General features: G+C 62.8%; 17 protein-coding genes, 2 tRNA genes and 3 rRNA genes. 12 read left to right on the forward strand and 10 right to left on the reverse strand.

Annotation, left to right across the window (positions count from 1 at the left end; genetic code table 11):
• Positions 1-5: 5 nt before the first annotated feature.
• From AC1VVG_RS02645 to rpe, 4 genes are all read right to left on the reverse strand, one after another.
• Positions 6-596: an aminodeoxychorismate/anthranilate synthase component II gene (locus AC1VVG_RS02645; RefSeq protein ID WP_049030266.1), complete on the reverse strand. Its 591-nt coding sequence runs from the start codon at positions 594-596 to the stop codon at positions 6-8.
• 13 nt (positions 597-609) lie between these two features.
• Positions 610-2103 (reverse strand): anthranilate synthase component I, encoded by a 1494-nt coding sequence (gene trpE, locus AC1VVG_RS02650; RefSeq protein WP_011546531.1) that lies wholly within the window; start codon positions 2101-2103, stop codon positions 610-612.
• 357 nt (positions 2104-2460) lie between these two features.
• Positions 2461-3234, reverse strand: coding sequence for a phosphoglycolate phosphatase (locus tag AC1VVG_RS02655; RefSeq protein ID WP_034187477.1), 774 nt, complete (start codon positions 3232-3234; stop codon positions 2461-2463).
• 4 nt (positions 3235-3238) lie between these two features.
• The gene (rpe, locus tag AC1VVG_RS02660) at positions 3239-3925 is read right to left on the reverse strand and encodes a ribulose-phosphate 3-epimerase (protein WP_006482066.1); all 687 of its coding nucleotides are present in this window, start codon (positions 3923-3925) and stop codon (positions 3239-3241) included.
• 178 nt (positions 3926-4103) lie between these two features.
• Here rpe and apaG point away from each other — a divergent pair, with 178 nt between their 5' ends.
• Together apaG and mltA are read left to right on the forward strand one after the other, a co-directional pair.
• Positions 4104-4478, forward strand: coding sequence for a Co2+/Mg2+ efflux protein ApaG (gene apaG, locus AC1VVG_RS02665; RefSeq protein WP_034187476.1), 375 nt, complete (start codon positions 4104-4106; stop codon positions 4476-4478).
• 81 nt (positions 4479-4559) lie between these two features.
• Entirely contained in the window at positions 4560-5792 is a 1233-nt protein-coding gene (gene mltA / locus AC1VVG_RS02670; protein ID WP_034187532.1) for a murein transglycosylase A, read from the forward strand.
• Positions 5793-5954: 162 nt separating this feature from the next.
• Here mltA and paaK read toward each other — a convergent pair whose 3' ends face one another.
• From paaK to paaN, 5 genes are all read right to left on the reverse strand, one after another.
• Positions 5955-7253 carry a phenylacetate--CoA ligase PaaK gene (paaK, locus tag AC1VVG_RS02675; RefSeq protein WP_034187475.1) on the reverse strand — a complete coding sequence of 433 codons (1299 nt, stop codon included), beginning with the start codon at positions 7251-7253 and terminating at the stop codon, positions 5955-5957.
• Between the two features lie 38 nt (positions 7254-7291).
• Positions 7292-7744 carry a hydroxyphenylacetyl-CoA thioesterase PaaI gene (gene paaI / locus AC1VVG_RS02680; protein WP_059557496.1) on the reverse strand — a complete coding sequence of 151 codons (453 nt, stop codon included), beginning with the start codon at positions 7742-7744 and terminating at the stop codon, positions 7292-7294.
• A 1-nt stretch (position 7745) separates the two neighbouring features.
• A complete protein-coding gene (gene paaG / locus AC1VVG_RS02685; protein WP_473376564.1) occupies positions 7746-8537 on the reverse strand; it encodes a 2-(1,2-epoxy-1,2-dihydrophenyl)acetyl-CoA isomerase PaaG in 792 nt (263 codons plus the stop codon).
• Between the two features lie 45 nt (positions 8538-8582).
• Positions 8583-9785 carry a 3-oxoadipyl-CoA thiolase gene (gene pcaF / locus AC1VVG_RS02690; protein ID WP_069705985.1) on the reverse strand — a complete coding sequence of 401 codons (1203 nt, stop codon included), beginning with the start codon at positions 9783-9785 and terminating at the stop codon, positions 8583-8585.
• A gap of 87 nt (positions 9786-9872) precedes the next feature.
• The gene (paaN, locus tag AC1VVG_RS02695; protein ID WP_482835234.1) at positions 9873-11579 is read right to left on the reverse strand and encodes a phenylacetic acid degradation protein PaaN; all 1707 of its coding nucleotides are present in this window, start codon (positions 11577-11579) and stop codon (positions 9873-9875) included.
• Between the two features lie 129 nt (positions 11580-11708).
• On the opposite strand from paaN, the gene AC1VVG_RS02700 reads away from it, so the two are divergent.
• From AC1VVG_RS02700 to AC1VVG_RS02735, 8 genes are all read left to right on the forward strand, one after another.
• Positions 11709-12485, forward strand: coding sequence for an enoyl-CoA hydratase (locus AC1VVG_RS02700; RefSeq protein WP_034187470.1), 777 nt, complete (start codon positions 11709-11711; stop codon positions 12483-12485).
• A 570-nt stretch (positions 12486-13055) separates the two neighbouring features.
• Positions 13056-14588 (forward strand): 16S ribosomal RNA (locus AC1VVG_RS02705).
• Positions 14589-14652: 64 nt separating this feature from the next.
• Positions 14653-14729: transfer RNA gene (locus AC1VVG_RS02710), tRNA-Ile, on the forward strand.
• Between the two features lie 37 nt (positions 14730-14766).
• Positions 14767-14842: transfer RNA gene (locus AC1VVG_RS02715), tRNA-Ala, on the forward strand.
• A gap of 289 nt (positions 14843-15131) precedes the next feature.
• A 23S ribosomal RNA gene (locus tag AC1VVG_RS02720) occupies positions 15132-18013 on the forward strand.
• 121 nt (positions 18014-18134) lie between these two features.
• Positions 18135-18247 (forward strand): 5S ribosomal RNA (gene rrf / locus AC1VVG_RS02725).
• The 16S, 23S and 5S rRNA genes sit together here with 2 tRNA genes alongside, the layout of an rRNA operon.
• Positions 18248-18427: 180 nt before the next feature.
• On the forward strand, positions 18428-20503 hold the full coding sequence (locus AC1VVG_RS02730; protein ID WP_473376294.1) for a molybdopterin-containing oxidoreductase family protein: 2076 nt from the start codon (positions 18428-18430) through the stop codon (positions 20501-20503).
• Positions 20504-20639: 136 nt separating this feature from the next.
• Positions 20640-22313: a long-chain fatty acid--CoA ligase gene (locus AC1VVG_RS02735; RefSeq protein ID WP_034186344.1), complete on the forward strand. Its 1674-nt coding sequence runs from the start codon at positions 20640-20642 to the stop codon at positions 22311-22313.
• Between the two features lie 275 nt (positions 22314-22588).
• On the opposite strand, the gene AC1VVG_RS02740 is transcribed toward AC1VVG_RS02735, so the two are convergent.
• Positions 22589-23740 carry a porin gene (locus AC1VVG_RS02740; protein WP_034186345.1) on the reverse strand — a complete coding sequence of 384 codons (1152 nt, stop codon included), beginning with the start codon at positions 23738-23740 and terminating at the stop codon, positions 22589-22591.
• Between the two features lie 279 nt (positions 23741-24019).
• Between AC1VVG_RS02740 and coq7 the strand changes: the two genes are divergently transcribed.
• Positions 24020-24643 (forward strand): 2-polyprenyl-3-methyl-6-methoxy-1,4-benzoquinone monooxygenase, encoded by a 624-nt coding sequence (gene coq7 / locus AC1VVG_RS02745; protein ID WP_034186346.1) that lies wholly within the window; start codon positions 24020-24022, stop codon positions 24641-24643.
• A 386-nt stretch (positions 24644-25029) separates the two neighbouring features.
• Positions 25030-25458: a division/cell wall cluster transcriptional repressor MraZ gene (gene mraZ / locus AC1VVG_RS02750; RefSeq protein WP_006487094.1), complete on the forward strand. Its 429-nt coding sequence runs from the start codon at positions 25030-25032 to the stop codon at positions 25456-25458.
• Positions 25459-25473: the final 15 nt, after the last annotated feature.

The raw sequence follows: 25473 nt of genomic DNA on the forward strand, positions 1-25473 counted from the left end.
TCCCGTCACGCAGCCTGTGCAGCCGCGGCGCGGGCCTGCTTCAGGAAATTCTCGAGCAGCGCATGGCCGTGCTCGGACAGGATCGATTCCGGATGGAACTGCACGCCTTCGACCGGCAGCGTCTTGTGGCGCACGCCCATGATTTCGCCGTCGTCGGTCCAGGCGGACACCTCGAGGCAGTCCGGCAGCGATTCGCGCTCGATCGCGAGCGAGTGGTAGCGCGTGACGTCGAAATGCTTCGGCAGGTCGGCGAACACGCCGCGGCAATCGGTTTCGATCCGGCTCACCTTGCCGTGCATGATGGTCTTCGCGCGCACCACGCGGCCGCCGAATGCCTCGCCGATCGCCTGGTGGCCGAGACACACGCCGAGGATCGGTTTCTTGCCGGCGAACTCGCGCAGCACGTCGAGCGTGATGCCCGCGTGTTGCGGATTGCTCGGGCCCGGCGACAGGCAGATCGCGTCGGGATCCAGGCGCGCGATCTCGTCGAGCGTGATTTCGTCGTTGCGGTAGGTACGCACGTCCTCGCCGAGTTCACCGAAGTACTGGACCAGGTTGTAGGTAAACGAGTCGTAGTTGTCGATCATGAGCAGCATGGTCAGTCTCCGGTCAGAAGTCGCTATCGAGGCCGTCCTGGACCTGTTCGGCCGCACGCAGCACCGCGCGCGCCTTGTTCTCGGTCTCTTGCCATTCGGATTCGGGTACCGAATCCGCGACGACGCCGGCCGCCGCTTGTACATACAGGTTGCCGTTGTGGATCAGCCCCGTGCGGATCGCGATCGCGAGATCCATCTCGCCCGAGAACGACAGGTAGCCGACCGCGCCGCCGTACAGCCCGCGCTTGACCGGCTCGAGCTCGTCGATCAGTTCCATCGCGCGCACCTTCGGCGCGCCGGACAGCGTGCCGGCCGGGAACGTCGCGCGCAGCACGTCGTAGTTCGTCATGCCGGGCTTCAGCTTGCCTTCGACCGAGCTGACGATATGCTGCACGTGCGAGTACTTCTCGATGACCATCTTGTCGGTCACCTGCACCGAGCCGATTTCGGCAATACGGCCGACATCGTTGCGCGCGAGGTCGATCAGCATCACGTGCTCGGCGATCTCCTTCGGATCGTTGAGCAGCTCGGTCGCGAGTTCCGCATCGCGCTCGGGCGTGTTGCCGCGCGGGCGCGTGCCGGCGAGCGGGCGGATCGTGACGATCTGATCCTCGCCGCGCTTTTCCTGGCGCACGAGGATTTCCGGCGACGCACCCACCACGTGGAAATCGCCGAAGTTGTAGTAATACATGTACGGCGACGGGTTCAGCGAACGCAGCGCGCGATACAGCGACAGCGGATTGTCGCGGTACGGCTTCGTCAGCCGCTGGCCGACCTGGATCTGCATCAGTTCGCCGGCCGCGATGTATTCCTTCGCCTGGCGCACGGCGGCCAGATAGTCGTCCTTCTTGAACTCGCGGAACGTCTCGGTGCGCACGCTGGCCGACGTGACGGGCGGCTGCACGGTCGTGCGCAGGCGCTGCTTCAGCTCGCGCAGGCGCTGTTTCGCCTTTGCGTAGGCTTCGGGCTGGCCCGGGTCCGCGTAGATGATCAGGTACAGCTTGCCGGCGAGGTTGTCGATGACCGCGACTTCCTCGGTCAGCAGCAGCTGGATGTCGGGCAGGCCGAGATCGTCGCGCGGCGCGGTGTTCGCGAGCTTCTTCTCGATATAGCGCACCGCGTCGTAACCGAAGTAGCCGGCGAGACCGCCGCAGAAGCGCGGCAGGCCCGGGCGCTGCGCGACCTTGAAACGCGCCTGGAACGATTCGATGAACTGGAACGGGTCGCCGTCGTGCGTCTCGACGACCTGGCCGTCGCGCACGACTTCCGATACGCCGTTGCGGGTGCGGACGAGCGTGCGGGCCGGCAGGCCGATGAACGAGTAGCGGCCGAAGCGTTCGCCGCCGACCACGGATTCCAGCAGGAACGAGTTGGCGCCCGCGCGTTCGGGCTGGGCCAGCTTCAGGTAGAGGGACAGCGGCGTTTCGAGATCGGCAAGGGCTTCCGCGATCAGCGGGATGCGGTTGTAGCCTTCGTTCGCGAGCGATTGGAATTCGAGTTCGGTCATGTTCCGGTCCTGTTCGGGACGAGCGGCGCGTGCGCCAGGGATCACTTGACGCTGCGCGGGTTGCCGTCGGCGAAAGGGCGGTCGATCGAGAAGTGCCTGTTGCCGGCCGGCATTCCGGGCGTGAACGTCGCGAGCCTGCGGCCGATCCTGAACGCGAGCGTTCGGACGCGGTGGAACTCGAGGTGGTGCGACGATCGGCGCGCGGATGCGCAGCGAGATAAAAAACGGCGCTGAAGACGTGCTTCAGCGTACCTCATCGAAGAGGTTAGCGCGACCAGCGACGCCAGGGCCAGGCTCCCCGGTCGATGCTGCTCAGACTCCGTTTTTTATTCAGAAACATGCGGATGGAAGAAATAATCAGACGGTTGGCCGGCCGGCGTTGTGCGCGGAAATTGCGCGAGCCGCGACCAGCAACGAATCGACTATACCATCCGAATTTATCGTTTGTATAGCTTTGCCGTGGTTGTAGCCGTACGGCACCGTCAGCGTCGCCATTCCGGCCGCGCGGCCGGCCAGCGCGTCGTTTTCCGAGTCGCCGATCGCGACCGCCGCGTCCGGCGGGACGCCGAGCGCGTCGCAGGCCGTCAGCATCGGCAGCGGATCGGGCTTCTTGCGTGCGACGCTGTCGCCGCCGAGCACGATGCCGAAGCAATCGGCCAGCCCGTATTGTTCGAGCAGCTCGACCGCGAAGCGGTGCGGCTTGTTCGTCACGCACGCGAGCCGGATCCCGGCCGCGCGCAGCGCGTCGAGGCCGGCGGCCACTTCCGGATAGAGGCGCGCATGGCGGCCGTTGATCTTCGCGTATTCGGTCTGGTAGATCGCCAGTGCGTCGTCGAAGCGCGCGTGCGCTTCGTCGGCCGGGAAGCGCGGCTTCAGCACGCTCTGGATCAGGTGTTCGGAGCCCTTGCCGACGTAGCCGATCACCTCGTCGCGCGACGTGGCCGGCGCGCCGAGCCGCGCGAGCATCCCGTTCAGGCCGGCCGTGAAATCGTCGGCCGTGTCGACCATCGTGCCGTCGAGGTCGATCAGCGCGGCTTCGATACGCGGCGCGGCAAAGCGGATCGGGGCGGCGTGCGTGGCGTCCGCGGTGGCCCCGGCCGGCGCGTGGCCGGCAAGCGACGAATCGGCCACGGCGTCAGCTCCGCTCGACAGTGGCGAGCGCGGCGCGCATCTCGTCGATCACCTTGCGGTAGTCGGGCTTGCCGAAGATCGCCGAACCCGCGACGAACGTGTCGGCGCCGGCCGCAGCGATTTCCGCGATGTTGTCGGCCTTCACACCGCCGTCGACCTCGAGCAGGATCTCGCGGCCCGTGCGCTCGGTGTACGCGTCGATGCGCGCGCGTGCTTCGCGCAGCTTGTTCAGCGTTTCCGGAATGAACGACTGGCCGCCGAAGCCCGGGTTGACCGACATCAGCAGCACGAAGTCGAGGCGGTCCATCACGTGGTCGAGGTAGTTCAGCGGCGTGGCCGGGTTGAACACGAGGCCGGCCTTGCAGCCGTGGTCGCGGATCAGCGACAGCGTGCGGTCGATGTGATCGGAGCCTTCCGGGTGGAAGCTGATCAGGTTCGCACCGGCCTTCGCGAAATCGGGCACGATCCGGTCGACCGGGCGCACCATCAGGTGCACGTCGATCGGCACCTGTACGTGCGGGCGGATCGCTTCGCACACGAGCGGGCCGATCGTCAGGTTCGGCACATAATGGTTGTCCATCACGTCGAAGTGGATCCAGTCGGCGCCGGCGGCGACGACGTTGCGGACTTCTTCGCCGAGCCGTGCGAAATCGGCCGACAGGATGCTGGGAGCGATACGGAATTGGGTCATGGCAGGGGAGCGGGGACGTTGCGGCGCAAAACCGTCATTCTACCGTCCGGCGACCCGGTGCGCGGCGGCGGGCCGTGCGGCCGAGGCCCGATTGCGCATAGAATGCCGAACCAATGCGGCGCGCCCGCGGCCCCGTTGCCCATGCCGGCACGGACAGTCACCTTCCACCGGAAACATCATGAGTCAGTATCAGTTCACCGTTTCGGTGAAAACCAGCTACCTGCCGGAACAATCCGACCCCGATCACCGTCAATACGCATTCGCGTACACGCTGACGATCCGCAACACGGGACAGGTCGCGGCGCAGCTGATCGCGCGTCACTGGATCATCACGGACAGCGAGAACCACGTGCAGGAAGTGAAGGGGCTCGGCGTCGTCGGGCACCAGCCGCTGCTGCAGCCGGGCGAACACTTCGAATACACGAGCTGGGCCGTGATCGCGACGCCGGTCGGCACGATGCGGGGCGCGTACTTCTGCGTGGCGGAAGACGGCGAGCGTTTCGAGGCGCCGGTCGACGAGTTCGCACTGCACATGCCGCGCACGCTGCATTGAGCGTGCGAAGCGCGTCAGCGCGGCTGGCGGTCGTTGTTGCCGCGGGCGTGCTTCTTTCTGCCCGACGACGTCCACACGACGATGAAGATCAGCAGGGCAAGCGCTACGAAGGCTTCGAGCGCGAAGATGAGCATCGGATATTGGTCGAGAAAATCTGACATGGCGGTTTCCATCAAGAACGGACATTGTATGTGGTTTGGGCCCCGGTTGGCCGGGTGGGTGGCAGCGGCCGCGGCGGCGGCGCTGCTTGCCGCGTGCGGCAGCGCACCGACGCGGACGTCGTCGCTGAAGCCGCCGACCGGCGCGGCGATCGTGCCGGGGCAGGTCGCCGCGAAGCGGCTCACGCCGGTCGCGTGGCAGCAGGTGCCGGGCTGGCAGGACGATTCGCTGATCGGCGCGACGGCCGCGCTGCGGCAGAACTGCGTGCGGCTCGCGCGCCAGCCGGCCTGGGCGCGCGCGTGCGCGGCCGCCGACCGGCTCGACGAGCTCGACGTCGGCAGCGCGCGCACTTTCTTCGAAACGTATTTCACGCCGTTCCAGCTCGCGAACACCGACGGGACGCTCGACGGGCTCGTGACCGGTTATTACGAGCCGCTGCTGCACGGTTCGCGCGTGCGCCGCGGCCCGTATCAGTACGCGCTCTATCGCTGGCCGGCCGGCTATCGCGCGGGGGCCGCGCTGCCGGCACGCGCGCAGCTCGAGCGCGCCGGGATCCTGAACGGCAACGAACTCGTGTGGGTCGACGATCCGATCGAGGCCTTCTTCCTGCAGGTGCAGGGCTCGGGGCGCGTGCTGCTCGACGACGGTTCGGTGATGCGGGTCGGCTTCGGCGGCACCAACAACCAGCCGTACCGTTCGATCGGCAAGTGGCTGCTCGATCGCGGCGAACTGACGCCCGCCCAGGCGACGATGCAGGGCATCAAGGCATGGGCGAAGGCGAACCCGACCCGCGTCGACGCGTTGCTCGACACGAATCCGCGGTTCGTGTTCTTCCGCGACATGCCGACCAAGGAAGATGCGCCGCACGGCGGCGCGGACGGCCCGATCGGCGCGCTTGGCGTGCCGCTGACGCCGGAGCGTTCGATCGCGGTCGACCCGTCGGCGATTCCGCTCGGCACGCCCGTGTTCCTGCAGACTACGCGTCCGCTGACGAATACGCCGATGAACCGGCTCGTGTTCGCGCAGGATACGGGTTCGGCGATCAAGGGCGGCGTGCGGGCCGACTATTTCTGGGGGCTCGGCGACGACGCGGGCGATCAGGCCGGCCGGATGAAGCAGGTCGGCCGGATGTGGCTGCTGTTCCCGAATTCGTGATGCGCAGCGGCGCGGTTGTTCCAGGCGGAATGCCCCACGTGACGTGACTTGACGGGCCGTGCCCCGGGACAAAACAGTCCGACCGGCTCTGGCCGATTCGGACTGTTTCTTTTTGGGGCGGCGCGATGACCGCTCCGCGTCGCTGACCGGCGGTGTCCGGTGTTATCCCTTGCGCTTGTCGACGACGCGGCGTGCCTTGCCGACCGAGCGCTCGATCCCGTTCACGGGCAGCACGTTGATCACGGCCGTCACGCCGATCAGCGACTTGATGTCGTGCGCGAGCGCCTGTTTTGCCGCGTGGATCGCCGCCGTATCGGGTGCGGAGTCGGGGCAGGGCTCGACGTTGAGCGTCAGCACGTCGAGCGGGCCTTCCTTCGTCAGCACGATCTGATAGTGCGGCGCGAGCGCGCGCTGCTTGAGCAACTGCTCCTCGATTTGCGTCGGGAATACGTTGACGCCGCGCACGATCATCATGTCGTCCGAGCGGCCGGTGATCTTCTCCATCCGGCGCATCGTGCGGGCGGTGCCGGGCAACAGGCGCGTGAGATCGCGGGTGCGATAGCGGATGATCGGCAGCGCTTCCTTCGTCAGTGACGTGAACACGAGTTCGCCGAGCTCGCCGTCCGGCAGTACTTCGCCGGTTTCCGGGTCGATGATTTCCGGATAGAAATGGTCTTCCCAGATGGTCGGGCCGTCCTTGGTCTCGACGCATTCGGACGCGACACCGGGCCCCATCACTTCCGACAGCCCGTAGATGTCGACCGCGTCGATGCCCATTCGCTGTTCGATCGCGACGCGCATGTCGTTGGTCCAGGGCTCCGCGCCGAAGATACCGATGCGCAGCGAGCTCTGCACGGGATCGAGACCCTGGCGTTCGATTTCGTCTGCGATCGACAGCATGTAGCTCGGCGTCACCATGATGATGTCGGGCCGGAAATCCTGGATCAGCTGCACCTGCTTTTCGGTCTGGCCGCCGCCGAACGGGATCACGGTCAGCCCTGCGCGTTCGGCGCCGTAATGCGCGCCGAGCCCGCCCGTGAACAGGCCGTAGCCGTAGCTGACGTGTACCTTGTCGCCGCGGCGTGCACCGGCGGCGCGGATCGAACGCGCGACGAGGTTCGCCCACGTGTCGATGTCGCCGGCCGTATAGCCGACGACCGTCGGCTTGCCGGTCGTGCCCGATGACGCGTGGATGCGCGAGATCCGGTCCTGCGGTACCGCGAACATCCCGAACGGGTAGCTGTCGCGCAGATCGCCCTTCGTCGTGAACGGGAAGCGCGACAGGTCGGCGAGCGTCTTCAGGTCGTCCGGATGCACGCCCGCGTCGTCGAACTTGCGACGATAGACGGGCGAGTGGTCATACGCATGCCGGAGCGACCACTTGAGGCGTTCGAGCTGCAGTGCGATCAGCTCGTCGCGTGAGGCGGTCTCGATCGGCTCGAGCGGTAGCGGGGTAGTCATGCCTGTCTCCAGTGTTTGTTATGTGCGGGCCGTCGGCGTCAGCGATCTTCCGGGATGACCGTGCCCTTGATCTGGGCGGATTTGCCGCGAAACATCGCGACCGTTTCACCGGTCTGGTTCGTGACGCGGATGTCGTAGATGCCGTGGCGGCCGGCGCGCGCCTGTTCGATCGCCTCGGCCGTCAGCACGTCGTCGCCGTGCACCGGGCGCAGGAATTCGATCGAGCAGCCGGCCGCGACCGTGTTCAGGTTGTACGAGTTGCACGCGAATGCGAAGGTCGAATCGGCGAGCGTGAAGATGATCCCGCCGTGGCAGGTCTGGTGTCCGTTCAGGAATTCGGGCCGCACGCGCATCCGCAGGCGGGCGTAGCCGGCGCGAACTTCGGCGATTTCCATGCCGAACGCGCGGCTGCAGGCGTCGGCTTCGTACATGGCCTGCGCCGTGGCGCGGGCCAGCGAATCGGGGTCGAGCGTGGTGGTGGCGTGCGTCATGTCAACGCCCCTCGAAGCGCGGTGCGCGCTTCTCGATGAACGCCGTCACGCCTTCCGCATAGTCGTGCGACTGGCCGAGCTTGCGTTGAAGGTCGCGTTCCAGGTCGAGCTGCTGGTCGAGCGTGTTCGTGACGCCGTCGCGCATCGATTGCTTGATCGATGCGATTGCGAGCGTCGGCTGTTGCGCGAGCTGGGTGGCGAGCTGACGGACCGTCGCGACGAGTGCGTCGTCGTCGACCGCACGCCAGATCAAGCCCCATTGCTCGGCCTGCTCGGCGCCGAGCTTGTCGCCGGTCAGCGCGAGCCCCAGCGCGCGAGCCATGCCGACGCGCTGCGGCAGGAACCACGTGCCGCCCGAATCCGGCACGAGCCCGATCTTGACGAAGGCCTGGATGAAATTGCTCGAGCGGGCGGCAAACACGAGATCGCATGCGAGGGCGAGATTCGCGCCGGCGCCGGCCGCCGTGCCGTTGACGGCGGCGATCACCGGAATCGGCAGGCGCTGCAGGCGGCGGATCAGCGGATTGAAGTGCTCGTCGATCAGCGTGCCGAGGTCGGTGGACGCGCCCGGCGTGAAGTCGAGGTCGGCCAGATCCTGGCCCGCGCAGAAGCCGCGCCCCGCCCCTGTCAGAATCAGCGCGCGCGCGCCGGCCGCTTCGACTTCATCGAGTGCCGACTGCAGTTCGCGATGCATCGCCCGCGTGAAGCTGTTCAGCTTGTCGGGGCGGTTGAGGGTGATCGTGGCCACGCGCGCGGCCTGATCGATATCCAGCTGAATCGCCTGATAGGACATGCAGTGTCTCCTTCATGACTTCGTTATAGGCGCGCGGCGGGGCGGTTACACGCGTTCGATCGCGAGGGCGATGCCCTGGCCGACGCCGATGCACATCGTACAGAGCGCAAAGCGGCCGCCCGTACGTTCGAGTTGATGGAGCGCGGTGGTCACGAGCCGGGCCCCCGAAGCGCCGAGCGGATGGCCCAGCGCAATCGCGCCCCCGTTCGGGTTCACGCGCGGATCGTCGTCGGCGACACCGAGCATGCGCAGCACCGCGAGGCCCTGCGACGCGAACGCCTCGTTCAGTTCGATCACGTCGAACTGGTCGATGGTCATGCCGAGCTGACGCAGCAGCTTTTGCGTGGCCGGCGCGGGGCCGATGCCCATCACGCGGGGTTCCACACCGGCGGTTGCCATGCCGACGACGCGCGCGCGGCGGCGCAGCCCATACTGGTCGGCTGCCTGCGCATTGGCGAGCAGCAGCGCGCACGCGCCGTCGTTGACGCCCGACGCGTTGCCGGCCGTGACGGAGCCGTCCGGACGCACGACACCCTTCAGCTTCGCAAGCGCCTCGAGCGACGTCTCGCGCGGATGTTCGTCGCGCGACACGACGATAGCGTCGCCTTTCTTCTGCGCGATCGTGACCGAGACGATTTCGTCGGCGAGCGTGCCGTCCTGCTGCGCACGCGCGGCCTTCTGCTGGCTGCGCAGCGCGAACAGGTCCTGATCCGCGCGGCTGACGTGGTAGTCGACCGCGACGTTCTCGGCCGTTTCCGGCATCGAGTCGACGCCATGCAGCTGCTTCATCAGCGGATTGACGAAACGCCAGCCGATCGTCGTATCGAAGATGTCGGCCTGGCGCGCGAATGCGCTCGCGGCCTTGCCCATCACGAACGGCGCGCGCGTCATGCTCTCGACGCCGCCGGCGATCATCAGGCGCGCTTCGCCCGACTTGATCGCGCGCGCGGCCGTGCCGACCGCGTCCATTCCGGAGCCGCACAGGCGGTTCAGCGTCGTGCCCGGCACGGCGGTCGGCAGGCCCGCGAGCAGCGCCGACATGCGTGCGACGTTGCGGTTGTCCTCGCCGGCCTGGTTCGCGCAGCCGTAGATCACGTCGTCGATCGCCGTCCAGTCGACGTCGCGGTTGCGCTCGACGAGCGCCTTGAGCGGCACCGCGCCGAGGTCGTCGGCGCGGACGTCTTTCAGGGCGCCGCCGTAGCGGCCGATGGGGGTGCGAATCGCGTCGCAGATGTAGGCGTCTGTCATGGGCGTATCGATGAGCAACGAACCCGCCGGGTGGCGGATTCGTTCATGGTAGAGAACGTGGCGGCGTTTGCACGTCGGCCATTCGGGTTATGCCGTCTGGCCGGCTTCCGCGGGGACTGCTTTCGGGGCAACATGGACGCGGCTTTGCACCACGCGGAAGCGGTTGGCGACGAACGCCGGGTCGGCCAGCGCCGCGTTAGCCGCCGGGTTCGCACCGGTGCCGTGGAAATCGGAGAACGCGGCCGACTGGTTGACGAATACGCCGCCCGTCAGGTTGATCGACAGCGCGACACCGCCGCGTACCGCCGCGTCGTGCGCGGCCTCGACGATCGCATCGTCGGTGCTGTAGACGGAGAGCGTCAGTGCGCCATGTTCCGCCGCGATTTCACCGGCGAGGTCGAGCGACTGAGCGGTCGAGTCGGTCGCGATCACGAACGAGATCGGGCCGAACCATTCCTGCGTGAATTTGGCGCGATCGGCCACGTCGAGCTGCAGTACGAGCGGCGTACGCACGCGGGCGTCGGGGAAGACCGGATGCTGGAGAGTCTGGCTGTCGGCGAGCACGCGGCCGAGCTGGCGGGCGTCGTCGATGCGCGCGGTCACGCCTTCGTTCTGGATCGCGCCGATCAGTTCGACCGCGCGTGCCGGGTCGCCGGTGAGTTTTTGGACGGAAACGGCGATGGCCTGTGCGACCTCGTCGAAGCTCGCATGACCGTCGGCCGTCCGGATCCCGTCGCGCGGCACGTAGATATTTTGCGGCGCCGTGCACATCTGGCCGGAATACAGCGCCAGCGAGAACGCGATGTTCCTGGCGGCTGCCTTCAGGTCGTCGGTCGAGTCGATCACGATCTGGTTGACGCCCGCCTTTTCGGTATAGACCTGTGCCTGGTGGGCATGGCGTTCGAGCCACGTGCCGTTCTGTGTGCTGCCGGTAAAGTCGATCAGCTTGATCTCGGGGCGCAGCGCGAGGTCCTGGACGAGGGCGCCGTCGTTGGGCTCGGTCGCGAGGAGCGTGACGACGTTCGGATCGAATCCGGCCTCGCGCAGTACGTCGCGGGCGATCCGGACCGTGATCGCGAGCGGCAGGATCGCACCCGGATGCGGTTTGACGATCACGGTGTTGCCGGTTGCCAGGTCGGCGAACAGGCCCGGGTAGCCGTTCCAGGTCGGGAACGTGCAGCAGCCGAGCACGAGCCCCGTGCCGCGCGGGACGACCGTGTAGCGCTTGTGCATCGCGAGCGGCGGGTTCTTGCCTTGCGGCTTTTCCCAGTGCGCGTCGGCGGGGATGCGGCGCAGTTCGTCCCATGCATAGGCGACGGCCTCGAGCGCGCGATCCTGCGCGTGCGGGCCACCGGCCTGGAACGCCATCATGAATGCCTGCCCGGTGGTGTGCATCACGCTGTAAGCGATCTCGAAGCTTGCGCGGTTCAGGCGCGCGAGAATCTCGAGGCTGACGCCGATCCATGCGCTCGGGCCGGCTTCGCGCCACGTGCGTTGCGCGGCGGCCGCGGCGGCGATCAGTGCGTCGGGCGTCGATTTCGGATACCGGATGCCGAGCGCGATGCCATAGGGCGACTGCTCGGCACCGACCGTTTCGCCGGACGCCGGCTGGTCGAGTTCGAACGTTTTGTCGAGGTGGGACTTGAATGCGGCCTCGCCATCGGCGTTCGCGCTTTCCCCGTACACTTTGGGGCTCGGCATTTCGGCGAACGGGCTCCAGTACCCGCGGCTCTCGATGGCGGCGAGTGCGTGCTTCAGCGTGTCTTCGTGCTTCGTGAACAGTGCATGGGTCATGGCGGCGGCCTGATGGACATTGAGAGGGGTTGGATCGATTAATTAACCGACCGGTTGGTCGGAGAATGGTAGCATCAAACTATTCGCATGTGCGAGGCGTTTCTCATTTCATTGATCGAGGAGAAATAGATGGCTTACGAGAACATCCTGGTGGAGACCCGGGGGCGTGTCGGGCTGGTTACGCTGAACCGTCCGAAGGCGTTGAATGCGCTGAACGATGCGCTGATGGATGAGTTGGGCGCCGCGCTGAAGGCGTTCGATGCGGATGACGGCATCGGCGCGATCGTCGTGACGGGGAGCGAGAAGGCATTCGCGGCCGGTGCGGATATCGGCATGATGGCGACCTACTCCTATATGGATGTTTATCGGGGCGACTACATCACGCGCAACTGGGAGACGGTCCGCGAGATCCGCAAGCCGATCATTGCGGCGGTTTCGGGCTTCGCGCTGGGAGGCGGCTGCGAGCTTGCGATGATGTGCGACATCATCTTTGCGGCGGATACGGCCAAGTTCGGTCAGCCGGAGATCAAGCTGGGCATCATGCCGGGCGCTGGCGGTACGCAGCGGCTGCCGCGCGCGGTGTCGAAAGCGAAGGCGATGGACATGTGTCTGACGGCACGCTTCATGGACGCCGCCGAAGCCGAGCGGGCCGGGCTCGTGTCGCGCGTGCTGCCGGCCGACAAGTTGCTCGACGAGGCGCTTGCCGCTGCGGCGACGATTGCCGAGTTCTCGCTGCCGGCGGTCATGATGGTCAAGGAGTCCGTGAACCGCGCGTACGAGACGACGCTGGCCGAGGGCGTCCACTTCGAGCGTCGGCTGTTCCATTCGCTGTTCGCGACCGAAGACCAGAAGGAAGGGATGGCGGCCTTCGTCGAGAAGCGGAAGCCGGAGTTCAAGAACCGCTGATCGGGTTCTGCCACGCGCGGTGTCCGACGGCCTGTTGGGCGCCTGTTGTCAGCACGGCCGGTCGTCGCCCGTCGAACCCCCAGCCCCCGTGCGCGGCAGCGCACGGGGGCTTTTTCAAACTTTTTTCACAAAGGGCTTGCGTGGGCGGCGCGAGGTGCATAGAATCACGCCTCTTTCGCGCTCACGGAAACGCGGCGCGGAAGGAGGGGAAGCAGTGCGGTTGAGGCTTGGCAGGAACGGCCCCGACGGTACGGAAGTTGAGCCCCGCGGTCGCAACGACGTAGTGCAAAAAGTTGTTGACGAACTGCGAAACACGGTTCATAATCTCGCTTCTCTGCTGCTGAAAACGCAGCGCTGCCGGGAAACACGATGTTCCTCGCAGATTGCTCTTTAAAAATTAACAGCCGATAAGTGTGGGCGCTTGATGACAGCGAGCTGATCCTCGGATCAGATAGCGAAAGTATCAAGAGTCTCACACTAAAGTAAGTCAGGTTTATGAAGTGATTCATATTCCTGTCAGCTTTGAGTGAGCGACCGGTTCTTAACCGAACCGAAAACAGTAACAGGTTTAAACTGAAGAGTTTGATCCTGGCTCAGATTGAACGCTGGCGGCATGCCTTACACATGCAAGTCGAACGGCAGCACGGGTGCTTGCACCTGGTGGCGAGTGGCGAACGGGTGAGTAATACATCGGAACATGTCCTGTAGTGGGGGATAGCCCGGCGAAAGCCGGATTAATACCGCATACGATCTACGGATGAAAGCGGGGGACCTTCGGGCCTCGCGCTATAGGGTTGGCCGATGGCTGATTAGCTAGTTGGTGGGGTAAAGGCCTACCAAGGCGACGATCAGTAGCTGGTCTGAGAGGACGACCAGCCACACTGGGACTGAGACACGGCCCAGACTCCTACGGGAGGCAGCAGTGGGGAATTTTGGACAATGGGCGAAAGCCTGATCCAGCAATGCCGCGTGTGTGAAGAAGGCCTTCGGGTTGTAAAGCACTTTTGTCCGGAAAGAAATCCTTGGCTCTAATACAGTCGGGGGATGACGGTACCGGAAGAATAAGCACCGGCTAACTACGTGCCAGCAGCCGCGGTAATACGTAGGGTGCAAGCGTTAATCGGAATTACTGGGCGTAAAGCGTGCGCAGGCGGTTTGCTAAGACCGATGTGAAATCCCCGGGCTCAACCTGGGAACTGCATTGGTGACTGGCAGGCTAGAGTATGGCAGAGGGGGGTAGAATTCCACGTGTAGCAGTGAAATGCGTAGAGATGTGGAGGAATACCGATGGCGAAGGCAGCCCCCTGGGCCAATACTGACGCTCATGCACGAAAGCGTGGGGAGCAAACAGGATTAGATACCCTGGTAGTCCACGCCCTAAACGATGTCAACTAGTTGTTGGGGATTCATTTCCTTAGTAACGTAGCTAACGCGTGAAGTTGACCGCCTGGGGAGTACGGTCGCAAGATTAAAACTCAAAGGAATTGACGGGGACCCGCACAAGCGGTGGATGATGTGGATTAATTCGATGCAACGCGAAAAACCTTACCTACCCTTGACATGGTCGGAATCCTGCTGAGAGGTGGGAGTGCTCGAAAGAGAACCGGCGCACAGGTGCTGCATGGCTGTCGTCAGCTCGTGTCGTGAGATGTTGGGTTAAGTCCCGCAACGAGCGCAACCCTTGTCCTTAGTTGCTACGCAAGAGCACTCTAAGGAGACTGCCGGTGACAAACCGGAGGAAGGTGGGGATGACGTCAAGTCCTCATGGCCCTTATGGGTAGGGCTTCACACGTCATACAATGGTCGGAACAGAGGGTTGCCAACCCGCGAGGGGGAGCTAATCCCAGAAAACCGATCGTAGTCCGGATTGCACTCTGCAACTCGAGTGCATGAAGCTGGAATCGCTAGTAATCGCGGATCAGCATGCCGCGGTGAATACGTTCCCGGGTCTTGTACACACCGCCCGTCACACCATGGGAGTGGGTTTTACCAGAAGTGGCTAGTCTAACCGCAAGGAGGACGGTCACCACGGTAGGATTCATGACTGGGGTGAAGTCGTAACAAGGTAGCCGTATCGGAAGGTGCGGCTGGATCACCTCCTTTCCAGAGCTTCTCGCATAAGTTGAGCGCTCACGCTTATCGGCTGTAAATTTAAAGACAGACTCAGGGGTCTGTAGCTCAGTCGGTTAGAGCACCGTCTTGATAAGGCGGGGGTCGTTGGTTCGAATCCAACCAGACCCACCATTGTCTGGCGGTAGGTACCTGAGGCATCTGTACTCATGGGGGCATAGCTCAGCTGGGAGAGCACCTGCTTTGCAAGCAGGGGGTCGTCGGTTCGATCCCGTCTGCCTCCACCAATCACCAACGCTAAGTGCTTGGTTCACACGCTGAACCGAGAATTTTGCATTGGCGATTGAGCCAGTCAGAGGATATCAACAGATATCGGCTGTCGTTCTTTAACAATCTGGAAGAAGTAAGTAATTTGGATAGCGGAAGCGTCTTGAGATGGACGTGAAAACTATCCGGGTTGTGATTGTATCGATGTATCTCAAGATGATTCGAACTCTATGTTTGACTCAATTTGGAATACGGCACAACGCGAGAACTCAACCTGTAGCGGCTGTCGATGAGACAGACTCGTTATAGGGTCAAGCGAACAAGTGCATGTGGTGGATGCCTTGGCGATCACAGGCGATGAAGGACGCGGTAGCCTGCGAAAAGCTACGGGGAGCTGGCAAACGAGCTTTGATCCGTAGATGTCCGAATGGGGAAACCCGGCCCTTTTGGGTCATCCTGGACTGAATACATAGGTCCAGTGAAGCGAACGCGGTGAACTGAAACATCTAAGTAACCGCAGGAAAAGAAATCAACCGAGATTCCCAAAGTAGTGGCGAGCGAAATGGGATGAGCCTTGCACTCTTTATTTGTATTGTTAGCCGAACGCTCTGGAAAGTGCGGCCATAGCAGGTGATAGCCCTGTAGGCGAAAACAGTATGAAAGAACTAGGTGTGCGACAAGTAGGGCGGGACACGTGAAATCCTGTCTGAAGATGGGGGGACCATCCTCCAAGGCTAAATACTCGTGATCGACCGATAGTGAACCAGTACCGTGAGGGAAAGGCGAAAAGAACCCCGGGAGGGGAGTGAAATAGATCCTGAAACCGCATGCATACAAACAGTCGGAGCCTCGTAAGGGGTGACGGCGTACCTTTTGTATAATGGGTCAGCGACTTACGTTCAGTAGCAAGCTTAACCGTATAGGGCAGGCGTAGCGAAAGCGAGTCCGAATAGGGCGTTCAGTTGCTGGGCGTAGACCCGAAACCAGGTGATCTATCCATGGCCAGGATGAAGGTGCGGTAACACGTACTGGAGGTCCGAACCCACTAACGTTGAAAAGTTAGGGGATGAGCTGTGGATAGGGGTGAAAGGCTAAACAAACCTGGAAATAGCTGGTTCTCTCCGAAAACTATTTAGGTAGTGCCTCGTGTCTCACCTTCGGGGGTAGAGCACTGTCATGGTTGGGGGGTCTATTGCAGATTACCCCGCCATAGCAAACTCCGAATACCGAAGAGTGCAATCACGGGAGACAGACATCGGGTGCTAACGTCCGGTGTCAAGAGGGAAACAACCCAGACCGCCAGCTAAGGTCCCCAAATATAGCTAAGTGGGAAACGAAGTGGGAAGGCTAAAACAGTCAGGAGGTTGGCTTAGAAGCAGCCACCCTTTAAAGAAAGCGTAATAGCTCACTGATCGAGTCGTCCTGCGCGGAAGATGTAACGGGGCTAAGCTATATACCGAAGCTGCGGATGCGAGCTTTGCTCGCATGGTAGGAGAGCGTTCCGTAAGCCTGCGAAGGTGCGTTGAAAAGCGTGCTGGAGGTATCGGAAGTGCGAATGCTGACATGAGTAGCGATAAAGGGGGTGAAAGGCCCCCTCGCCGTAAGCCCAAGGTTTCCTACGCAACGTTCATCGGCGTAGGGTGAGTCGGCCCCTAAGGCGAGGCAGAAATGCGTAGCTGATGGGAAGCAGGTCAATATTCCTGCACCATTGTTAGATGCGATGGGGGGACGGATCGCGGAAGGTTGTCCGGGTGTTGGAAGTCCCGGTCGCTGCATTGGAGAAGGCGCTTAGGCAAATCCGGGCGCGTAATTCAAGGGTGTGGCGCGAGCTCCTTAGGGAGCGAAGCAATTGGAAGTGGTTCCAAGAAAAGCCTCTAAGCTTCAGTCTAACGATGACCGTACCGCAAACCGACACAGGTGGGCGAGATGAGTATTCTAAGGCGCTTGAGAGAACTCGGGAGAAGGAACTCGGCAAATTGGTACCGTAACTTCGGGATAAGGTACGCCCTTGTAGCTTGACTGGCCTGCGCCAGGAGGGTGAAGGGGTTGCAATAAACTGGTGGCTGCGACTGTTTAATAAAAACACAGCACTCTGCAAACACGAAAGTGGACGTATAGGGTGTGACGCCTGCCCGGTGCCGGAAGATTAAATGATGGGGTGCAAGCTCTTGATTGAAGTCCCGGTAAACGGCGGCCGTAACTATAACGGTCCTAAGGTAGCGAAATTCCTTGTCGGGTAAGTTCCGACCTGCACGAATGGCGTAACGATGGCCACACTGTCTCCTCCCGAGACTCAGCGAAGTTGAAGTGTTTGTGATGATGCAATCTACCCGCGGCTAGACGGAAAGACCCCATGAACCTTTACTGTAGCTTTGCATTGGACTTTGAACCGATCTGTGTAGGATAGGTGGGAGGCTATGAAACCGGAACGCTAGTTTCGGTGGAGCCGTCCTTGAAATACCACCCTGGTTTGTTTGAGGTTCTAACCTTGGCCCGTGATCCGGGTCGGGGACAGTGCATGGTAGGCAGTTTGACTGGGGCGGTCTCCTCCCAAAGCGTAACGGAGGAGTACGAAGGTACGCTAGGTACGGTCGGAAATCGTGCTGATAGTGCAATGGCATAAGCGTGCTTAACTGCGAGACCGACAAGTCGAGCAGGTGCGAAAGCAGGTCATAGTGATCCGGTGGTTCTGTATGGAAGGGCCATCGCTCAACGGATAAAAGGTACTCTGGGGATAACAGGCTGATACCGCCCAAGAGTTCATATCGACGGCGGTGTTTGGCACCTCGATGTCGGCTCATCTCATCCTGGGGCTGTAGCCGGTCCCAAGGGTATGGCTGTTCGCCATTTAAAGAGGTACGTGAGCTGGGTTTAAAACGTCGTGAGACAGTTTGGTCCCTATCTGCCGTGGGCGTTGGATATTTGAAGGGGGCTGCTCCTAGTACGAGAGGACCGGAGTGGACGAACCTCTGGTGTACCGGTTGTCACGCCAGTGGCATCGCCGGGTAGCTATGTTCGGAAGAGATAACCGCTGAAAGCATCTAAGCGGGAAACTCGCCTTAAGATGAGATATCCCTGGGGACTAGATCCCCTTGAAGGGTCGTTCGAGACCAGGACGTTGATAGGTCAGGTGTGTAAGCGCAGTAATGCGTTCAGCTAACTGATACTAATTGCCCGTAAGGCTTGATCCTATAACAAGTCTGTTTTACAGACAGCGGTTGAATGACCGCGATGTGCTGATACGCACAACCCCAAAATTACTGCTTCTTCCAAGATTGGTTGTGCTGCGAAGCAGCGCGACAACCCTCTTTGCCTGATGACCATAGCGAGTCGGTCCCACCCCTTCCCATCCCGAACAGGACCGTGAAACGACTCTACGCCGATGATAGTGCGGATTCCCGTGTGAAAGTAGGTAATCGTCAGGCTCCCTAAGCCAAGAACCCCCGCCCGAAAGGCGGGGGTTTTTGCATTTGTGCGGCGGAAATGCGCGTGCGCGGCAATGTCAGTCGGTCTTCGTTCAGATAACCCGAGCCCCGAACGAAATGAGCGCGTTATCCGGCGTGTCCACGTAAAATTCGCGAATCCCCACCTCCGCATTCAAGACGATGAACGCCGCCACCCAGGTAGCCCGGGCCGTTTGCCCGCACGATTGTCCGGACACGTGCGCAATGCGCGTGACCGTCGAGAACGGGAAGGCGATCAAGGTAACGGGCGATCCCGATCATCCGCCGACGCAAGGTGTGTTGTGCACGAAGGTCAGCCGTTACGCCGACCGCGTCCATCATCCCGATCGCCTCACGGTTCCGCTCAAACGCGTCGGCCCGAAGGGCGAAGGGCGCTTCGAGCCGATCAGCTGGAGCGAGGCGTTCGACGAGATCGGCCGTCGCCTGGGTGAAATCGCCGCGCGCGCGCCGGAAGCGATCGTGCCGTACAGCTACGCCGGAACGATGGGGCTCGTGCAGGGCGAGGGCATCGCCCAACGGTTCTTCCACACGCTCGGCGCATCGCGGCTCGAGCGCACGATCTGTGCGGCAGCAGGCGCGGCGGGGCTGCGATATACGTATGGCGGCAGTCTCGGCATGCACCTCGAGCACTTCGAGGAAAGCGAACTGATTCTGATATGGGGCGCGAATCCGATCGCGTCGAGCCTGCACTTCTGGACCCGCGCGCAGGAAGCGAAGCGCCGCGGTGCGCGTCTTGTCGCGATCGATCCCTATCGCTCGCTGACCGCGGAGAAGTGCCATCAGCACATTGCGCTGAAACCGGGTACCGATGGTGCATTTGCGCTCGGCATGATGCATGTGTTGATCACCGAAAATCTGCTCGATCACGACTACATCGCTGACCATACGCTGGGTTTTGACGCGCTCAAGGCGCGCGCCATGTCCTATCCGCCGGAGCGGGTCGCGCAGATCTGCGGCGTCGATGCGTCGGAGCTGATCGATCTTGCGCGTCGCTACGGCGCCACGCGAAAGGCATCGATCCGCCTCAACTACGGCATGCAGCGCGTTCGCGGCGGCGGCAATGCCGTGCGCGCGATTGCCAGCCTGCCGGCGCTGACGGGAGCGTGGCGCGACCGCGCGGGCGGGCTGTTGCTGTCGTCGTCGGAATCCGCACCGGTCAACCAGGCGGCGCTGTTGCGCCCGGATCTGATGCCGGGTTGGCCGCACAAGCTGCCGCGCATCATCAACATGAATGCGATCGGCGACGCGCTGCTGCACCCCGGCGATGCGACATTCGGGCCGAAAGTCGAAGCCGTGATCGTGTACAACTCGAATCCGGTGGCGGTCGCGCCGGACTCGTCGAAGGTCGCCGCTGGGTTCGCGCGTGACGATCTGTTTACGGTCGTTCTCGAGCATTTCAAGACAGATACCGTCGATTTCGCCGACATTGTGTTGCCGGCGACCACGCAGCTCGAGCATCTCGATATTCACAAATCGTATGGCCACACCTACGTGATGGCGAACCTGCCGTCGATTCCGCCGGTGGGCGAGGCGCGGCCGAACACGGAGATCTTCCGTGGCATCGCGCGCAGCATGAGGCTCGACGAGCCGGCGCTGTATCACACCGACGAAGAGGTCGCGCGTGCGGCGCTCCGCTGGGACGACCCGGCACTCGACAGCGACTGGGAAGCGTTGAAGCGGGAAGGCTGGCTGAAGCTCAAGCTGCCGGAGGCGCCGTTCGCGAACGGCGGTTTCCGCACCCCGTCAGGCAAGTGCGAGTTCTACAGCCCGCGGCTCGAGCAGATGGGCATGGACCCCGTCCCGGACTACCTGCCGCCGTTCGAATCGGCCGAGGCCGCGCCCGAGCTCGCCGCGCGTTATCCGCTCGCGATGATCTCGCCGCCGGCCCGCCACTTCCTGAACAGCACGTTCGTGAACGTCGACAGCCTGCGTACGACGGAAGGCGAGCCGCACCTCGACATGCACCCGTCCGACGCCGAGGCGCGCGGCATCGCGGAGGGCGACGTCGTCCGCATCTTCAACGATCGCGGTTCGATGCAGGCGCTCGCACGGGTTACCGATCGCGCACGGGCGGGGCTCGTCGTCGGACTGTCGATCTGGTGGAAGAAACTGTCGCCCGACGGCAGGAACGCGAACGAGGTGACAAGCCAGGCGCTGACCGATCTCGGCAATTCGGCGACGTTTTACGATTGTCTTGTGGAAGTTGAACGAATTTGATCGAATATCGCGTTATGGTCGGACGAATATCCTCGGAAGTTCGAAGTGGACATCTAACCCTGTTGTCTCGGGGCGGGGGAGCCGTTACGATGCGTTTTAGCACGACCATTCGAAAATCTGTGAGGAGACGCGCGGCATGGACAAAATTTGGCTGAAATCGTACCCACCCGGCGTTCCAGCCGAAATTGACGCGTCTCCCTATCCTTCTGTCCCGGACCTGCTCGACGAAAGCTTCCGGCAGTATCGCGATCGCACGGCGTTCGTCTGCATGGGCAAGGGCATCACGTACGGTGAACTCGACAAGCTGTCGCGGCAGTTCGGCGCGTGGCTGCAATCCCGTGGCCTCGCACGCGGCGCGCGGGTCGCGATCATGATGCCGAACGTGCTCCAGTATCCGGTGACGATCGCCGCGGTACTGCGGGCCGGTTACACCGTCGTCAACGTCAACCCGCTTTATACGCCGCGCGAGCTCGAGCACCAGTTGAAGGACAGCGGCGCGGAAGCGATCGTCATCCTCGAGAATTTCGCGTCGACGCTGCAGTCCGTCATCGCCAATACGGCCGTCAAGCATGTGGTCGTCGCATCGATGGGCGACCTGCTGGGCATCAAGGGGTGGCTCGTCAATTACGTGGTGCGCAACGTGAAGAAGATGGTGCCTGCATGGCAGCTGCCGTCGTTCACGCGCTTCAAGGCCGCGCTGTCGGAAGGCGCGCGGCAGGCGTTCAAGCCGCAGAAGATCGGCCCCGACGACGTCGCGTTCCTGCAATACACGGGTGGGACGACCGGCGTCGCGAAGGGCGCGACGCTGTTGCACCGGAACATCGTGTCGAACGTGCTGCAGGCCGGCGCCTGGCACCATCCGGCACACGAGAAATACCCGGAGGTGAAACAGTTCGTGACGGTCGTCGCGCTGCCGCTGTATCACGTGTTCGCACTGACCGTCTGCGGTTTCCTGACGATGCGCACGGGCGGCATGGGAGTCCTGATCCCGAACCCGCGCGACATCGCCGGCATGATCAAGGAGCTGAAGGGCTATCAGATCTCGACGATTCCGGCGGTCAACACGCTGTACAACGCGCTGCTGAACCATCCCGAATTCAGTCAGCTCGACCTGTCGAAGCTCGTGATCGCCAACGGCGGCGGCATGGCGATCCAGGAAGGGGTCGCGAAGCGCTGGTATGAAAAGACCCATACCGCGATCATCGAAGGATACGGGCTGTCCGAAACGTCGCCGGTGGCGACCTGCAATCCCGTGACGGCGACCGAATACAGCGGGACGATCGGTTTGCCGCTGCCGTCGACCGAGGTGGCGATCCGCGACGATGCCGGCAATGACGTGGCGCTCGGCGAACCCGGCGAGATCTGCATCCGCGGGCCGCAGGTGATGGCGGGCTACTGGAACCGGCCCGACGAGACCGCGAAGGTCATGTTCCCGGACGGGTTCTTCAAGACGGGCGACGTCGGCGTGATGGACGCGCGCGGTTACGTGAAGATCGTCGACCGGAAGAAGGACATGATCCTCGTGTCCGGCTTCAACGTGTATCCGAACGAAGTCGAGGACGTGGTGGCGTCGCATCCGGGCGTGTTCGAGGTGGCGGCGGTCGGCGTGCCCGACGAGCATTCCGGCGAGGCCGTGAAGCTGTTCGTCGTGAAGAAGGATCCGGCGCTCACCGACAAGGACATCCTGGCCTACTGCAAGGAGCGGCTCACCGGCTACAAGCGGCCGAAGCTGGTCGAATTCCGTACGGAGCTGCCGAAAACGAACGTCGGCAAGATCTTGCGGCGCGAGTTGCGCGACGGACGCGCGTAAGTCGCGGCGAGGTTGAGCGAAAAAGCCCGGCAGACGCCGGGCTTTTTTGTTTGCGGATGACGCGGATCGGAACCAGCCGCTTTCCGCGGCGGGCCGGCGGCCCATCGCATCGTCGATTGTGCCGACACGACCGGCGCACATGGCGCGCCGGTGGCGCTTTCACCGTGATTGGCCGGCGGATTTCTGGCGCGCCGGTCCAGCATGGTCGCCGCCGGGGAAAAGAAAAAGGCGCCCGAAGGCGCCTTCAATATGCTGCGGCTTGTCAGGCAAGCTGATTAGAACTTGTGACGGATACCGACGCGCGCTGCGACCTGGTTGGCGGAGCTCGAACCTGCGAGACCGTTGATCGCCGCAGTTGCCTTCAGGACGTTGCCGTTCGCGTCGAGCACGTTGCCCGAAGCGTGTTGGTACACGCCGATTGCGTAGACGTCCGTGCGCTTCGACAGGAAGTAGTCGACGCCCAGCGAGCCTTGGTGGTACTTGGCTGCCGAGTTGCCGTCGATCTTGCTGCCTTGCGTGTAGTCGTACGCCGCGCCGAGAATCAGCGCCGGGGTCAGCTGATACTTGAAGTTGATTTCGCCGTTGTTGAACGTCGCGGTCTGGTTCACGAACGGGCCTGCCGAGAAGCCCTTGAACTTCGTGTTCGAGTACGTCGCGCCGATCGTTGCCGCGCCGAACGTGTAGGCGCCGCCTGCACCGATGACCTGGTACGTGTTCGCGTTGTTCGCGTACGCGCCGTAGATCGGCGACGAAACCGACGACGATGCGGAACCGTTGTTGAACATGCCGCCGAACTGGTTCGGCGTACGTGCGTTCAAGTAACCGACGCCGAGGACCAGCGGGCCGTTGTTGTAGCCTGCGCCGAGCGACCAGACCTGGTTCTTCGAGAACTGGCCTGCCTGGCCGCCGAAGCTGTACAGGCCGCCGAACGTGATGCCGCCGTAGCTCTGGCTCGTGAACTTGACCGCGTTGTTCACGCGATAGGCGTTGTTGAAGTTGTCCAGGTCGCCCGGGTGAGCGGCGATGTAGCCGCCCCACTGGTCGCCTGCCTCGAGCGGGCCGACGAAGTCGACGACGGAGTCGTACTGACGACCCAGCGTGACCGTGCCGTACTGGCTCGACAGGCCGACGTAGGCCTGACGACCGAACATCAGGCCGCCCTGACCGAGCTTGCCGCTGTTCACGTCGAAACCGTTTTCGAGGGTGAAGATTGCCTTCAGGCCGCCACCGAGGTCTTCGGTGCCGCGCAGGCCGAAGCGGCTGCCTTGCATCACGCCGCTGGCCATGCTGTACAGGTGCTTGCCGCCTGCATTGTTGTTGAAGAGCAGGCCTTCATCGATGATGCCGTAAAGCGTCACGCTGCTTTGCGCTTGGGCAGCGCCAGCGAACGCGCCCAGCGCGACGAGCGCGAGAAGCGACTTTTTCATTAACGGATCTCCAAGAATCACTGAATTTTTTTGGCGGGGCAGATAGTTATGTTCTGTTGACGGGCCCCATCAACTTCGCAAGAAGTCGGACGTAATGTAGCAAAACCGTTTTTTGCCACAAAGCGAAATGCCGTGGCGCAAGGCCGCCATGTTTCCTTTATGCAACAATGGTTAAAATCACGGGTTAACCGCAATTTCCGCTGAATAATCAAGTCGGTTACGCAGCGGACTCGTGCCCTTGCCGCTCGCGGCGGCACCTGCAGCCAGGAGAACAGGAACGTGTTGGATGAACTGATCAGCGAATTCGATCGCGGCTTGCGATCGCTGACCGGCATTAGCCGGATGAGCCGCCCGGTGCCCACGCCGGCCGAGGCGCCCGACGTCGAGCTGACGCCGGCCGAACGGACGCATGCCGCCGGGCTGATGCGCGTGAACCACGTCGGCGAGGTCTGCGCGCAGGCGCTCTACCAGGCGCAGAAGCTCACCGCGCGCACGGCGTCGGCGAAGGCGATGTTCGAGGAGGCCGCGCGCGAGGAAGAGGATCACCTCGCGTGGACCGCGCACCGCCTGAAGGAACTCGACTCGCGCCCGAGCCTGCTGAATCCGCTGTGGTATGCCGGCGCGCTCGCGATCGGCGTCGCGGCCGGTACGCTCGGCGACAAGGTCAGCCTCGGCTTCATGGCCGAGACGGAGCGGCAGGTCGAGAATCATCTCGAAGGCCATATGTCCGAGCTGCCGGCGACCGACGCGGCGTCGCGCGCGATCGTCGACCAGATGCGGATCGACGAGGTGAAGCACGGCAAGGCCGCGACCGACGCAGGCGGGATCGAGTTGCCGCTGCCCGCGCGGATGCTGATGCGCGCCGCGTCGAAAGTCATGACGAGCACTGCGTACTATCTCTGAGAATTGCGCCGGGGCGACGCATGACGCCGCCCTGGTTCACCGCCCCCGATACCGCCCGCCGACCCCTCGTTTTCCCGCCCCCGAAAGCCCCGTCCGCACGCCTGTCTGGCCCGTCTTTCTCACGTATCACCTTCACAAGTTGCACTAGCTCATTCATTTATAACGGTTTTTGGTATGAGGGGTCGCATGAGCATGTGCGCGTAAGTCCTTGTTCTAACTAACAAAATTCGTCAAAAAAGCGGGCCGCTCCCTTGACCGTGCCACACCCTTCCTCTAAAGTGGGAGACAGTGTGAGAAAGTGTATTTTTGTGTGATTTAGCGGGCTATTCCGGCTAAATTCTCAGCATTGAGCGGGTGCTTCGGTGCCCTGAACGGGAGAGCGGAAAGTGTTCCAAGGGGCGTCGGCGCTGACGCTCGATGCGAAAGGGCGGATGTCGGTGCCGGCTCGCTATCGCGAAGCGCTGCAAGGACAGGCAGAAGGACGGGTGACTGTGACCAAGCACCCGGACGGCTGCCTGTTGCTGTTTCCGCGCCCCGAATGGGAAGTATTCCGCGCCAAGATCGCCGCGCTGCCGATGGACGCGCACTGGTGGCGGCGCATTTTTCTCGGCAATGCGATGGACGTCGATCTCGACAGCGCGGGCCGGATTCTCGTATCGCCCGAGCTGCGCATGGCAGCCGGACTGGAAAAGGAAGTCATGTTGTTGGGAATGGGTAGTCACTTCGAGCTGTGGGATTCGCAAACCTACAACGCGAAGGAGCAGGCAGCGATGGCGCAGGGCATGCCCGACGCGCTGAAGAATTTCACGTTCTGATTGCGGTGACGGAGA

This window comes from Burkholderia sp. L-4, assembly GCF_056856535.1.

Excerpts from the sequence above, each read along its gene's own strand:
- AC1VVG_RS02735 (WP_034186344.1), top strand. The coding sequence starts at position 20,640 with ATGGACAAAATTTGGCTGAAATCGTACCCACCCGGCGTTCCAGCCGAA.
- AC1VVG_RS02740 (WP_034186345.1), bottom strand. The coding sequence starts at position 23,740 with ATGAAAAAGTCGCTTCTCGCGCTCGTCGCGCTGGGCGCGTTCGCTGGC.
- rpe (WP_006482066.1), bottom strand. The coding sequence starts at position 3,925 with ATGACCCAATTCCGTATCGCTCCCAGCATCCTGTCGGCCGATTTCGCA.
- paaN (WP_482835234.1), bottom strand. The coding sequence starts at position 11,579 with ATGACCCATGCACTGTTCACGAAGCACGAAGACACGCTGAAGCACGCA.
- paaI (WP_059557496.1), bottom strand. The coding sequence starts at position 7,744 with ATGACGCACGCCACCACCACGCTCGACCCCGATTCGCTGGCCCGCGCC.
- AC1VVG_RS02645 (WP_049030266.1), bottom strand. The coding sequence starts at position 596 with ATGCTGCTCATGATCGACAACTACGACTCGTTTACCTACAACCTGGTC.
- apaG (WP_034187476.1), top strand. The coding sequence starts at position 4,104 with ATGAGTCAGTATCAGTTCACCGTTTCGGTGAAAACCAGCTACCTGCCG.
- paaG (WP_473376564.1), bottom strand. The coding sequence starts at position 8,537 with ATGTCCTATCAGGCGATTCAGCTGGATATCGATCAGGCCGCGCGCGTG.
- AC1VVG_RS02700 (WP_034187470.1), top strand. The coding sequence starts at position 11,709 with ATGGCTTACGAGAACATCCTGGTGGAGACCCGGGGGCGTGTCGGGCTG.
- paaK (WP_034187475.1), bottom strand. The coding sequence starts at position 7,253 with ATGACTACCCCGCTACCGCTCGAGCCGATCGAGACCGCCTCACGCGAC.
- pcaF (WP_069705985.1), bottom strand. The coding sequence starts at position 9,785 with ATGACAGACGCCTACATCTGCGACGCGATTCGCACCCCCATCGGCCGC.
- mltA (WP_034187532.1), top strand. The coding sequence starts at position 4,560 with ATGAAGATCAGCAGGGCAAGCGCTACGAAGGCTTCGAGCGCGAAGATG.
- trpE (WP_011546531.1), bottom strand. The coding sequence starts at position 2,103 with ATGACCGAACTCGAATTCCAATCGCTCGCGAACGAAGGCTACAACCGC.
- AC1VVG_RS02730 (WP_473376294.1), top strand. The coding sequence starts at position 18,428 with ATGAACGCCGCCACCCAGGTAGCCCGGGCCGTTTGCCCGCACGATTGT.